Consider the following 12,645-nt stretch of genomic DNA (forward strand, 5'->3'; position numbering starts at 1 on the left):
AAGTTTCTCAAACCCAGTCCCCGTGAGCATTTGCCATTTGCGGATGAGTCTAATAAAAAAATATCCCAATAGTAGGGGCGCACAGCTGTGTATTGGTATCAAATTAATGCGAAATCCTTGGTGTACACATAAGTCGAATTACCCCCCTTAATCCCCCCTTGTAAAGGGGGGAAACCGGAAAATCTAGTTCCCTCCCCTTTACAAGCTGAGATTCAAGTATGTTGCACCAATCTTACAGGGAAAATCGAAAATCTAGTTCCCTCCCCTTTACAAGGGGAGGGTTAGGGAGGGGTAAAACCTACGCCTAAACCCAAATGAGTAAAATATTTCAACTTGTATGTACACCGTAGAGTTAGGGAGGAGGGGAGCCAAAGCGCAGCTTTGGCTCTTTGGGGTGCTTTTACTTTAACTTCTCACCGCGAATCGAATAATCTAACAACTCCATCGGGTGAATAACTGAAATCTTCTTACCCTGCAACTGCAAATGCTTCGTAATTTGCAAAGTACACCCCGGATTAGCAGAAGCAATTAACTCAGCACCAGTATTCAACAAATTCTCTACTTTTTGCCGACCCAATTCTTCAGACACTTCTGGTTGCAGCATATTATAAACTCCGGCACTGCCACAACATAAAGCTGCATCTATTGGTTCTCTCAACTTCACCCCTGGAATTTGTCGCAATACCTGACGCGGTTGGACGCTAATCTTTTGTCCGTGCAATAAATGACAAGCATCTTGATAAACTAAATTCAATGGTCGATCGGTCAACGGTGAAAGTTTCGCTGTTAAGCCAACAGTTGCCAAAAATTCTTGAGCATCTTTAACTTTAGCGGCAAAATCCTTTGCCTTTTCTCGATATTCTGGGTCATTTTCTAAAATATGACCGTACTCTTTTAAAGTATGACCGCAACCAGCAGCATTGATAATCACAAAATCTACATCTGTCTTGGCAAAACTATCAATCATCTGTCTTGCTAAAGCTTTCGCCTGTTCTGTTTGTCCTTGGTGTTCGGGAAGCGCCGCACAACAACCTTGAGATTTGGGAATCACAACTTCACAACCATTCGCTGTTAAAACGCGTACTGTCGCTTCATTTACAGGGGAGAAAAACAGCCGTTGGACGCAACCCAAAATTACCCCGACTCGATACCGCTTTTCACCTTTAGCAGGAATCACAGTAGGCAGATTATCTTGAAAAGATTTGATAGTAATTTCTGGCAGAATTGATTCCATTGCTGCCAAACGGGGCGATATTTTATTCAGTAAACCCGTAGCCCGAAATAACTTAGGAAATCCTAACTTTTGATAAACTAACAACGGAACTAATAAAACCCGTAAAAGATTGGGATAAGGAAACAGAGTAAATATCAGTTGGCGAAAAAATCGATCTGGTAAACTGCGGGGATAATTTCGTTCAACTTGATGACGAGTTGCAGAAATTAACTTGTCATACTGCACGCCAGAAGGACAAGTACTCACACAAGCAAGACATCCTAAACAAGAATCAAAATGTTCTACTGTTGCGGTATTGAGAGCAATTTCACCCTCATTAATTGCATCCATTAAATAGACGCGTCCTCTAGGAGAATCCATCTCCTTACCCAGCACCCGATAACTAGGACAAGTCGAAAGACAAAATCCACAATGTACACAACTATCAATTAACTTCGGATCGGGTGGATGACTCTCATCAAAGCCCTTCAAATTCTTTAAACTAGCCGTATTATTAACAGAATTTTTTGAAACTTGCATATATTCTTTTCCCCTCTCTATCTCAGCGTTCTTTGTGTCTTAGCGGTTCGTTGCTTAAATTCCACCCACAAACCGGCCAGGACTTAAAATATTCTTACTATCAAACTGTTCCTTAATACGGCGCATCAACGGCAAAGCATTACCCGTATAACCCCAAACATCTATTTGTTCTTTAACCGCAACTGGTGCTGACAGAATTGTTAAAAAACCACTACTTGCTTGAGTGGGGTTGTTTCCAGCAAAGCCTAAGCGATCGCGGATTTTCAAAACTTGATTTTTACTCTCTAATTGTAACAAACCTAAACCACTACTAATATGAATTAAACCCAACTCCACCTGAGTCAAAATCTCCACAGCAGCAGTAGGTAACACTCCTATTTTGCAGCTAATTACCGATTCTGTAGCAGTAGTATGTATTCGTTCTTGCAATCTCTGCCATAGATTAGCTTCATCACCATCGGTAAAAATTGCCCCATTTAACCCTAACTTTTGTCCAACTTCCAAAACTCGGTTTGATTGTTCCTTAACACTCTCACTAATACTTTGAAACCGAGCAATTAATCCCAGTCCTTCACCCAATCCTAAACTAGACACCAATTTAGTTGATAGCAAATCAGCCTGAACTGGTGTTAACGCCGAACCTCGAAGGATATTAGCCGCTTGAGATACAGCCTCAGCTTTCCCAGTTAGTACCACCGTCCCCGATGCCTCGGCTAGCGGATACAGGCGAAAAGTTAATTGACTAATAAAGCCTAATGTGCCATAAGACCCGGTAAGCAACTTCATCAAGTCATATCCAGCAACATTTTTAACTACTCTTCCCCCAGCTTTGGCGATTTCTCCATCAGCACGGACAAAGGTAATACCTAGTAACTGGTCGCGTACACTGCCATAACGTTGCCGCAGAGAACCTGTATCACCTGTGGCAACAATACCGCCAATGGTTGCTGACTCTGGTGCTGTGGGGTCAAGGGCGAGAAATTGCCGCGATTTTGCCAAAAGTGCTTGCAAATCAGAGAACTTCATCCCAGCTTCGACTGTGACAGTCAAATCGCCAACAGCGTGTTCAATCAGTTGGTTGATGCGTTCTGTACTAACTACAACATCAATGCTTTTTGCTAAACCACCCCAGCTAAGTTTACTGCCACTACCACAGGCAAGGACGCGCCAGTTATTTGCATGAGCCGTGGTAATGACTGCGGCTAGCTGTTCTTGGCTGCGGGGATAGACAATACAACTGGGTGAATTTCCAGAAGCTATAGCTTGTTGGATACGTTTTTGCTGACTGAATTCGATATTTTCCCAAAGGCAAATAGCATTTTCTTCACCGACGATAGATGCAAGTTCGGAAGCGCAGACGCCTTGCGGCTTGTCGTTAGACATCGCTTTCATTGAGTTTATTTTTTTACGCCCTCCTTCTAATTTACTGGCTAACCTGACCAAAAAAGCGCATTGCCATTAATATACAGTGGCTTTAATATGAAAGCGATTCCTACGACTGGTTGCGCCCCTACGACAGGTGGAATTCAAATAGATGAAACTGCTGTAGGAGGTTGTTTGAAGAGTGGTTGGCTGTGATTTTAGGCACTTATCGATCCCCCCAACCCCCCTTAAAAAGCGGTGCTGTAGGAGGTTGTTTGAAGAGTGGTTGGCTGTGATTTTAGGCACTTATCGATCCCCCCAACCCCCCTTAAAAAGCGGCAAAACCTTTCAAAGTCCCCCAATTTATAGCAACAGCCAACGTGGTTAGGACATTAACAGATGATAAAACTTAGACACAACAAGACTTTTCACCCAATCCCCAGTCACCAGTCCCCAGTCCCTTGCTATATCGGGGGATTTAGGGGGAGCTAGAACGTTTTGCTACCAAGAAGAGGACTTTTCAAACATCCTCTAAGGTATTAGCCTTATCCAACCTATAATTTTGTGAATTTGTTGATAAAGTTTGAAATTTAAGTAGAGAAAGTAGTAGATGAGTAAATTTCACTCATCTACTATAGGTAGAGTTAGGAGACAATTTGCATATATACAAGATATTTTATAGAAAAAATAATAAATATAGCGGTGTTAGTTTAATAGACTATAAAAGTTGGCAGATAAATATGAGCGTCATCTATAAATAATTTTAATATTGTTGCAATAAAAGTGTCATTTCTGAAAATAAAGTTATCTGGCTCTGATTAACTTGAAAAAAAAGTAACAGATGGGTAAATTTTACCCCTCTGCTACAAGCAAACGGAGGTATAAACTTAATTCTTTAATTGGCATGAACCAATTCTTGAGGTGCTGCGGCATCATATTCTACAGCTTTCACAAATTCTTTGAGAACGTCTTTGAGTCTTTGGTCAATTTCCTCATCTAACACGACGCTGTGATCGGCTTGTCGTTGAATTTGTTTGTCTACTGCATAAATAGTAGCGAGGATATGACGCGCTCCTAATTCAGATAACACAGGTTTGAGGGCATATTCAATTGCCAATAAATGAGCGATGGTTCCACCCAAAGCAATTGGTAACACGGGTTTACCTGTTAATGATTTTTGTGGCAGCAAATCTAGAAATGTTTTTAGCACTCCTGTGTAAGCAGCTTTGTAAATCGGGGTGGCAATAATCACACCATCTGCCTTTGCTAATAATTCTTTTGGCTGTTCTAAAGCTTGGCTCTCGTATCGTCCAAAAACCAAATCTTCAGCAGGTAAATCCCGAACTGAAATAATATCTACATGCAAGCCTTCTTGTTGTAAAAGCTGGGCAGTATATTCGACAACACCATAGGTTCTAGATGGATGTGTTGGACTACCTGCGATCGCTAAAATATTTGTCATTCAATTAAACTCCTATGCATTAATCGGAATGGGGAATGGGAAATAACCAATGCCCAATACCCTAAACTTTACTAGGATATGGATGTAGCTTTCTCCTGATGTTGCTGCTTAGGGAAATCTTCATTTGCCACAATCTCACCAAATGGACTTAAGACGTGTTGCTTCTCTACTGCGGGTAAATTCTCTAAGGGCAGATGGGGAAACAGAAGTTCTGCGACTCGATAAGCTTCCTCTAGGTGGGGATAGCCAGAGAGGATAAAGGACTCAATACCTAAATCTGCATATTCTAATATCCTAGCGGCTACAGTTTGGTGATCGCCGACTAAAGCTGTTCCCGCACCACCCCGCACTAAACCGACTCCCGCCCACAGGTTCGGGCTAATCTCTAATGCCTCACGATTACCGTGGTGTAATTGAGTCATTCGCTGTTGTCCAACTGAATCCATTCGGGCATAAGCTTTTTGGGCTTTTGCGATCGCTTCATCATCTACATACTTAATCAAATCATTCGCCGCATCCCAAGCTTCACTCTCAGTTTCGCGCACAATCACATGTAGGCGAATCCCAAACCGCAAAGTCCGGCCTTGTATTTCTGCAAGTCTGCGAACTGCTGCAATCTTCTCGGCTACTTGCGCCGGTGGTTCGCCCCAAGTTAGATAAACATCTACGTGCTTGGCAGCAATTTTTTGAGCCACAGGAGAGGAACCGCCAAACCACAAGGGCGGATATGGCTTTTGAACAGGTGGAAACAGCAGTTTCCCATCTTGGATATTAAGATAGTCGCCTTGGAGATTGGCTTGTTCGCCACTAGCGATCGCTCGCCATACTGTCAAAAATTCATCTGTTAATTCATAGCGGCGATCGTGATCCAAATGCAAGCCATCTCCCGCTAACTCTACGGGATCGCCACCGGTCACGACATTAATCAGCAAGCGTCCCCCAGAGAGGCGATCGAAAGTCGCCGCCATCCGCGCCGCTACTCCAGGTGATACCAAGCCGGGACGAATCGCTACTAAAAAATGCATTTGTCGCGTCAGTGATACCAAGGTTGACGCTACAATCCAAGCATCTTCGCAAGAGCGGCCTGTAGGCAGCAATGCCCCTGTATAACCAAGGTCATCCACCGCTTGAGCAATCTGCCGCAGATAGGGAAAGCTTACTGCCCTTCCGCCTGTAGCAGTTGCAAGGTAACGTCCGTCGCCGTGGGTTGGGATGAACCATAGTAGCTGCATGAATCCTGTCCTTTTAAACTACGGCAATTCGATAGAAATACCGTGCTTTGTTTATAGTTTTAACAATATCACATATCCTACTTAATCAAGCAAGAAGTTTTTCGTATAACTCCGGTATCTCTATCAGAACAATGTATATTAGGCGGTGTTCAATAAGCTAGCGATCGCAAAAATTGGAAATTGGGGATTGGGTATAGATAACAATCAATAGTTCTTCTTCCCCTGCCTCTGTCTCTAGGAAGAATACATCAATGGTAGCTTTGGGTATATTAGTTTACTTATTCCTAACCTTTTGTTAAATTAACCTTAATGTACTGAAAGCCTATTGATTTGCAGTGCTTAAGTTTTCAGCTACAAAAGTGGGTAGCCATCCAGCCCACACTGCCAATAGGTGCAAAATTCCGTTCTGTCTCTAGGAGAAATAAGGCAATGGGGCCGATGTTTATTGCTGCCAACGATTGGCCACATATAGCGTTTAGATTGTCTTTGGCGCTCCTGGTTGGTTGCTTGATTGGATTCAACCGTCAGCAAGGAGGTAGACCAGCAGGGATGAGAACATTTATGCTCGTGAGTATGGGGGCAGCATTATTTGTGATGATTCCTTTGCAGGTTGAGGGCGAGAGTCCCTATGCTGCTACCAATGCACTGAGTCGCACAATTCAAGGTGTAGCTACCGGGGTTGGATTTCTTGGAGCCGGATTGATTTTACAAGAGTCTCCGAGAAAATCTGCAACGCCAAAAGTAAAGGGTTTAACTACAGCCGCTTGTGTCTGGACGGCGGCCGGTTTGGGGGCTGCAATTGGTTGTGGTCTATGGCAAATGGGATTATTGGGAGGCTTACTGACTCTGATTACCCTAAGTGGCGTGAAGCGGCTCAATCGCACATTTGTATTTCTGACGAGTCAGGGTAAACAAGGGACTATTGAGGATATCACAACCATCTCTGATGAAGATGATTGATTCTCTATTGTTATGCTCTAGTTGAAAACTATACTTGTATTGCCCAAAAGTAAGTCAAGGCGATCGGATTGCCGCCTAGTATTTTATTGAAAAATCATTTGTTGTTTCAAAGCTTATTTTAATCAGTTTCTCAGGGCTAATTCAGAGCGATCGCTGATTATAGTCATTCATGTAGGGAATCCCGTACTGGAATTGATTGGCCAGTGAACCGGAAAATAGAAAATAATAGATATATGGACAAACGCTATTTTTTACAGGCTAGTGCAGTCATAGTTGGCACAGCACTGTTATCAAGGTATATCAATTGGGGGTCACAAGCAATGACAACTTCTCAAAGTGGATTTGAAGTTACCAAACCAGAGTCAGAATGGCGCACCATTTTAACGCCAGAACAGTTTAATGTATTGCGTAAACATGGAACTGAACGCCCTTACACCAGTCCATTGGATAAGAAATACGACAATGGTACTTATTATTGTGCCGCCTGCGAACAACCACTGTTTACATCTGATACCAAATTTAATAGTGGTACTGGCTGGCCTAGCTTCTTTAATCCAATTGAAGGTGCGATCGCCACAACTGTAGACAAGTCGTTGTTTATGACCAGAACCGAAGTGCATTGTAGTCGCTGTGGCGGTCATCTGGGTCATGTTTTTGATGATGGGCCTGCACCCACTGGCAAGCGCTACTGCATGAACGGTGTTTCGCTGAAATTTGAGCCTGCTTGATAAATTGCGTCACCGATAGCGTAGCATTAGCGAGTCAAGACCTTCCTGTGTCGCTAACGCTGCACTATCGAGCGTCACAGCCCGTCCTAACATCGCACACACAACTTAAATCATCAGATTTTGATACTTGACCAAGAGTGAATAAATTTTTGACAATTACTTTTCCTATTCAGTCCTACTGGACGAAATATTGTCAATGTAAGGAAATGCAACTCTTGGTCTTTGCTATAACTATTTACCTAAATCGTCCTATTTGCCTGGATCTTTTTTCTCCTTTTTGTCTTTGGGATCTTTTTTAGGTTTTTTAGCTTCTTTATTACTTTTTCTTTCCTTCGACATCAGCGTTCTCCAACTAAGTGAATCAGTAAAAGCTTTCGCATTCTGCCGTCAGGAAATCAGGATATTACTTACCTGATATTCTTTTATGGTAAAAAAGAAAGTATCAGACAGAAATGCTACTAACTACCATGATACGGTGTTGTTTGATTTTCTTCTGACAGCCTTTTTGATCTATTTGAACTACATTCGCCTGTAGGGTAGCACAGCTAGCTGTGCTACCCTAATTATTTACAGCGTCGCTACCAGATCCTTTAAGCGATCGCGTCCATCCCGAAAGACGGGCCAGCCATCCCCCACCAGCACTGCTTCTACCCGACTCAGTTGAGCCAACCTGCGAATAGAAGCAACAGCCTCCTCTCGATTCAGCAGCTTGTCATCTGGTAAAATCGTCAAGCTACCTGCTTTACGTGCCCGTACTAAATCCCCTGTAATTAAAGTTGTCTCTTCCAGTAACAAAGCCAACTCACCAGGAGTTTTAGAACCATTGAGTTCAATCACTTCCAGTCCTGGGACAAATTCTTCACCATCAGATAGCCAGCGATCGCAAGGTATAGGAAAAGTGTCTTTTTCTGCAATCGGGCCAGCAATTTTAGCATAAGTTTGATCGGCAATTTCTTTACTTGCCCTGACATGCTCAGAATTCGTCAGCACAATCCAAACCACACCGCCGAGGGATTTTAGATGATTCCAATCATGGTTTGATAGGGCTACTGGGTCAATCAAGATGTTGCCATCTGGGCGAATCCAGGCAATCCCATTGAAATCAATATTTCTTGCCGGATTGAAATTAGACCAGCTATAAAGATCGGGACGGTGCAAAGATTTCATGATGATTCTGGATCGATACTTCAATAATTGACTATTAATCTCAATAATTAAGTATATAGATAATAAGGGCATTGGGCATTGGGCATTGGTTATTATTCTGCTTCCCCTGCCTTCCCTGCCTCCTCTGCTCCCTTGCTTCTTCCTCTGGATCAAAAATTTGAGTATACTACGATAAATCTATCAATATTATGGTTTTATCTGGGCTACAGAATTCCCGGATAACGGCAATCCAAGATTAACGGAGGTATAGGGGTGAGTAAGATTGGGCGGCAAAAAATATCAGCGAAGGCAGAACAGTTTACAGAGTCGGTGATTCGAGAAATGACCAGGGTAGCACTGCAATACGATGCGGTGAATTTAGCGCAGGGGTTCCCTGATTTTCCTTGTCCTTTGGAGTTGAAACAGGCAGCATATCAGGCGATAGAGGCAGATGTTAATCAGTATGCCATTACTTGGGGCGATCGCCCATTTCGTCATGCGATCGCTAACAAAGTCCGTTGGTATCTCGGCTTAGATATCGATCCCGAAACCCAAATCACCGTCACCTGCGGTTCTACAGAAGCAATGGCATCTGTGATGCTGGCGACAGTCGATCCGGGTGACGAAGTAATTGTATTTGAGCCATATTATGAAAACTACGGCCCCGATGCGATTTTAGCTGGTGCTATACCCCGCTACGTGACACTCCATCCTCCCCATTGGACATTTGATGAAGCACAGTTGCGTCAAGCTTTCAATGCCAATACCAAAGCAATTATTATCAACACACCCCATAATCCCACAGGTAAAGTCTTTAGCCGTGAAGAACTCACCTTAATTGCTGAACTTTGTCAAAAATGGGATGTGTTAGCGTTCACTGATGAAATCTATGAACATATTCTCTATGACGGCACTCAACATATTGCCCTAGCGACTCTTCCTGGAATGGCAGAACGCACCGTTACTATTAACGGTTTGTCCAAAACTTATAGCGTCACTGGATGGCGAGTCGGTTACATTCTGGCAAACCCCGAATTGACAGGGGCGATTCGCAAAGTCCATGATTTTCTCACCGTTGGCGCACCTGCACCATTGCAACGAGCCGGAGTTGCCGCTATGCAACTGCCACCATCCTATTATGAAGAACTAGGCAAACTTTATCACCAGAAGCGAGACAGCATTTTACAAATTCTAGACCAAGTTGGCATTCCCTATTTCGTTCCTCAAGGAGCCTATTACGTTCTTGCAGATATTTCCAAATTTGGCTATAAAACAGATGTTGAATTCACTTACCATCTGATTAAAGATATCGGTGTCGCTGTAGTTCCCGGTTCCAGCTTTTTCAGCCAACCAGAAAAAGGACATTCATTGATCAGATTTTGCTTTAGCAAAAGACCTGAGACATTACAAGCAGCGAGCGATCGCTTACTGAAATTGCAATCAAATCTATAACCTACATCATATCTTATGTAAGTTGTGAAAATTACTTTTTTCGAGGAAATTTTCTTTTAAGTGCAGTTGAAATTACATTATGAATTACGAATTTTTTAAGACATATATTTTGAAATTAATATAAGTTAATAAAACTCTATTTAATAGAAATTTACAAATGCTTTATTAAGGCATTCATTTATTAAAAATAATAACATTATTTTTAAATTAAATTTAACCCTAACTTTTGATCCCGATGTATATCTGACTTGCCAAATTAAACCCCACTTAGAAACGAGGCTTTTTAAGCCTTAATGTATAGCATTCCCCAGGAAAACAACACCAAAATAGTGTAGAATTTATTCAATTTTCCGGTAATTATATCGGGATAGTAGGCTTAAAAATTCTGGATTAAAAACCCCATTGACTCTTTAAAAGGATAAGACTAATGTGATGAGTAGTCCTTTCAAGGACACTATTTATGCATCAAAAAATCAGGAGGTATTTCCGATGATGATGATGACTGAAACCATGACTCCAGAAATGCAGACTTGCATGGATGTTTGTATGGACTGTCATAAAATGTGCATGGAAACCATGACTCATTGCATGAGCAAAGGTGGTCAGCACATGGATAAGAACATGATGAGCATGATGAGTATGATGCGCGATTGTTCTGAAATGTGCATGATGTGCATGAATATGATGATGAGCGGTTCTGAGTTCATGGAACGCACTTGTATGCTTTGTGCGGAAATGTGCGATCGCACTGCAATGGCGTGTGAGATGATGAGCGATGACGCGAAAATGATGGAATGTGCTGCCGCTTGCCGTAAGTGTGCAGAGTCTTGCAGAAGTATGCACATGATGCCCGCATAATTCCACAACAATCTAGCAGAAGTTTCTCTGCAACCTAATATTCAAGCGCTCAGGCTCTTTGAGTCTGGGCGCTTGAAGTAAAGACTTAACTAATCATAGACGCGGTTTTTAACTGCCGATTTGATGTTAATTTGACAATGAAATAGCTAACCAATACTCAAATTGACATGCACAATCATATCGTTGAAATCCTTGTCACCACCCTCTGCCAAATCCTCAAAGCCAAAGGTGTTTTTTTCTAACAGACGAATGTGATCTGTCTTGTCTGAGTTAGCGCCCAAAAATGCGAAGTAAACCGCTGGATTGTTATTAGCATCGACATCGAGAATGGCATCGGGTTTACCATTAACAATAATAAAGGGTGCAAACAGAGAATCAGGCTCGAGATTCCCGGAGTAACTTGCGCTACCTTGATTATTCACCATCAAGTCAATGCCTGCAACACGTCCACGTATAGCAGCTTCAGCATAACCAGCTTGCCCTACGAGAATATCTGCTGTACCATCGCCGTTGCTATCGATACCACCATTTTCATCAGCCACTTGATAGAAACCGACAAAATTGTCGTATTCAGCTTCTCTATTGACGGCAAAATCAGCTTTTACTTGTTGTGTCACACCACGTAAATCAAGGAGTTCTCTTTGATGCTTTCCTTGGGAAGCTCCACCCAAAGGCAAATCTTCATCTGTTGCCTGAATTGTTACCATCAAATCCTGGAATTCAGAACCGTTGCTAGCTTTCCAAGACAAGGAGAAGTTATTATTACCCAAGCTTGCGATTTTAACATTTGTCGGATCGGAAATCAGTACATCTGTAAAAGCAGCTTGTCCAGCCAAGATACTATCAGTAGTGCTATCGCGTACCAAGCAAAATCTTAGGTGTTGACCAGAATTAAATTCCTCCAAACTAGCTAAATTAGTATTAAATCCAACAGGATAATTGGTAAGCGACGAGAGAATCACCTTGGATCGTTTCAAAGCTGCTTCAGTGTAACCAGCATCTGAAGGGGCAATACCTTGAATCTTCCCTTGTTCATCATCTACAGCAAAGACTCCCAATTCATAAAGATGCTTAGAACTCTGTCCCGTCAGCTTGACTGAGAGTGTTGCTTTGTCACTGTTACCTTTACCTTGGATAGTAAAGATATCGTTAGTATTCTTCGTCAGGGTTGGTATATCGTTAGCACCAGGATCGTTGAGATTGTTAACTGCGATCGCCAATGCTTTTTCATAAGTAACTCCACTTGCATCAGTTGTCTGAACTCGGATGTTGTAACTAGACTTGGTTTCAAAGTCTGGGGAACTGTTGATTTGTAACTTATCGCCAACAATTGTGAATGCACTATTATCGGTATCGCCAGTTCCGGTTACTAAACTGTAGGTGAATGTGTCACCTGCATCTGCGTCTGTGGTAGTAAATGTGCCAATTACTGTTCCCGCAACAACGTTCTCATCAACAGCTAGCTGACTTACTGTCAAATCTGTGGGCGCATCGTTAGCACCAGGATCGCTGAGATTGTTAACTGCAATTGTTAACTCTTTGCTATAAGTAACTCCACTTGCATCAGTTGTCTGAACTCGGATGTTGTAACTAGATTTGGTTTCAAAGTCTGGGGAACTGTTGATTTGTAACTTATCACCAACAATTGTGAATGCACTATTATCGGTATCGCCAGTTCCGGTTACTAAACTG

General features: G+C 42.4%; 10 protein-coding genes. 4 read left to right on the plus strand and 6 right to left on the minus strand.

Features of this window, described 5'->3' with window-relative positions:
* Positions 1 to 400 precede the first annotated feature (400 nt).
* The 4 genes from RM049_RS37375 to ssuD form a co-directional block, all read right to left on the minus strand.
* Complete coding sequence (locus RM049_RS37375; RefSeq protein WP_322707836.1) at positions 401 to 1,753, minus strand: (Fe-S)-binding protein; 1,353 nt, start codon at positions 1,751 to 1,753, stop codon at positions 401 to 403.
* 54 nt (positions 1,754 to 1,807) lie between these two features.
* On the minus strand, positions 1,808 to 3,145 hold the full coding sequence (locus tag RM049_RS37380; RefSeq protein ID WP_322707837.1) for an FAD-binding oxidoreductase: 1,338 nt from the start codon (positions 3,143 to 3,145) through the stop codon (positions 1,808 to 1,810).
* An 865-nt stretch (positions 3,146 to 4,010) separates the two neighbouring features.
* Complete coding sequence (gene ssuE / locus RM049_RS37385) at positions 4,011 to 4,577, minus strand: NADPH-dependent FMN reductase (protein WP_322691876.1); 567 nt, start codon at positions 4,575 to 4,577, stop codon at positions 4,011 to 4,013.
* Between the two features lie 71 nt (positions 4,578 to 4,648).
* Positions 4,649 to 5,809, minus strand: coding sequence for an FMNH2-dependent alkanesulfonate monooxygenase (gene ssuD / locus RM049_RS37390; protein WP_322707838.1), 1,161 nt, complete (start codon positions 5,807 to 5,809; stop codon positions 4,649 to 4,651).
* Between the two features lie 429 nt (positions 5,810 to 6,238).
* Between ssuD and RM049_RS37395 the strand changes: the two genes are divergently transcribed.
* Positions 6,239 to 6,769 (plus strand): MgtC/SapB family protein, encoded by a 531-nt coding sequence (locus tag RM049_RS37395; protein ID WP_322685175.1) that lies wholly within the window; start codon positions 6,239 to 6,241, stop codon positions 6,767 to 6,769.
* A gap of 233 nt (positions 6,770 to 7,002) precedes the next feature.
* Entirely contained in the window at positions 7,003 to 7,497 is a 495-nt protein-coding gene (gene msrB / locus RM049_RS37400; RefSeq protein WP_322674894.1) for a peptide-methionine (R)-S-oxide reductase MsrB, read from the plus strand.
* Between the two features lie 567 nt (positions 7,498 to 8,064).
* Here msrB and RM049_RS37405 read toward each other — a convergent pair.
* Complete coding sequence (locus tag RM049_RS37405) at positions 8,065 to 8,664, minus strand: MBL fold metallo-hydrolase (protein WP_322674893.1); 600 nt, start codon at positions 8,662 to 8,664, stop codon at positions 8,065 to 8,067.
* A 252-nt stretch (positions 8,665 to 8,916) separates the two neighbouring features.
* Here RM049_RS37405 and RM049_RS37410 point away from each other — a divergent pair, with 252 nt between their 5' ends.
* Both RM049_RS37410 and RM049_RS37415 read left to right on the plus strand, forming a co-directional pair.
* A complete protein-coding gene (locus tag RM049_RS37410) occupies positions 8,917 to 10,095 on the plus strand; it encodes a pyridoxal phosphate-dependent aminotransferase (protein ID WP_322691879.1) in 1,179 nt (392 codons plus the stop codon).
* Positions 10,096 to 10,527: 432 nt separating this feature from the next.
* Entirely contained in the window at positions 10,528 to 10,953 is a 426-nt protein-coding gene (locus tag RM049_RS37415) for a four-helix bundle copper-binding protein (protein WP_322707839.1), read from the plus strand.
* Positions 10,954 to 11,099: 146 nt separating this feature from the next.
* Here the strand turns inward: RM049_RS37415 and RM049_RS37420 are convergent.
* The coding region (locus RM049_RS37420) for a DUF4114 domain-containing protein (protein WP_322707840.1) at positions 11,100 to 12,645 on the minus strand (1,546 nt) is incomplete at its 5' end.

The organism is Nostoc sp. DedQUE04 (assembly GCF_034530995.1).
GTDB lineage: Bacteria > Cyanobacteriota > Cyanobacteriia > Cyanobacteriales > Nostocaceae > Nostoc.